The organism is Mesorhizobium sp. M7A.F.Ca.CA.001.08.2.1 (assembly GCF_003998455.1).
GTDB classification, from domain to species: domain Bacteria; phylum Pseudomonadota; class Alphaproteobacteria; order Rhizobiales; family Rhizobiaceae; genus Mesorhizobium; species Mesorhizobium ciceri.
Genome location: NZ_RZPW01001295.1, coordinates 1 through 850, shown reverse-complemented (window position 1 = coordinate 850; position 850 = coordinate 1). Strand labels below are relative to the sequence as shown.

The window sequence follows — 850 nt, the reverse complement described above, 5'->3', positions numbered from 1 at the left end:
GCTACACCCGCCGGGCCGCTTTCCAGCCCCGATCGTTCCGCGTCCAGTTCGGCGATATCGACACCGTGATCCATTTCCATACTTTCCCGTCCAGGCCGGGCGTTGCCCGGCACGGCCATTTTTCCCAGTTGTTGTGGGACGCTTATGCCATCCGATCTTTTCGGCAGTTTTTCCGAACTGTTGAATATTGTTTCTGAACTGTGTCTGGGCGGGGTTTCGAGCCTCCCTTGGCGGCTGCGCCCGGCGGCAACGCCGGCGCGCGCGCCAGCGTTTTTCTGGAACCAGCCTTGAGGCCCCGCATTCTATGAGCAGGGACTGAAGGAGCGTGTCGTGAAAGCGGTTTTGGGACTGGTCTGCGGCTTCGTGCTGACCCTTGCGGTCTTCGGCAGCGGACTGGGCTTCGCCGCCTGGCTGCTTGCCGCAAAGCCGCCGCGCCAGGCAACGGCCACCGTCAGCGTGGCGGAGCTGTGGACCAAGAAGGCGCGGCCGGTGAACAAAGCCGGGCAGGGCCTCGAACGCCTGCCGGCCGCCCAGCCGGCGCCGCCCGACATCCCCGCCAAACCGCAGGAAACACCGCCCGACCCGACGGTCACCGGCGCCATCGCGCCCAAGGCAGCCGACCTGCCGCGTCCGCATCTCGCCTGGTGCGCCAGCCGCTATCGCTCCTACCATCCGGACGACAACAGCTATCTTTCCTACAGCGGGCAGCTGCGCCCCTGCATCTCGCCCTATCTCGAAGCCGCCGGTCAGGCCGGCCAGCCGGCCGCCGGCGATGGCGTGGAAAACGGCGCTGGCCTTGGCGTCTACCTTGCCGACGATGACGGCGAAGCGCTTTCGGCCGACCATGTCG

General features: G+C 66.6%; 2 protein-coding genes. Both read left to right on the top strand.

Features of this window, described 5'->3' with window-relative positions:
• A partial coding sequence (locus EN914_RS38870) for a hypothetical protein (RefSeq protein WP_206527346.1) occupies positions 1-197 on the top strand: 197 nt, incomplete at its 5' end.
• 133 nt (positions 198-330) lie between these two features.
• Positions 331-850, top strand: a 520-nt coding sequence (locus tag EN914_RS36940; protein ID WP_245497950.1) for a BA14K family protein, incomplete at its 3' end; no start/stop codon positions are given.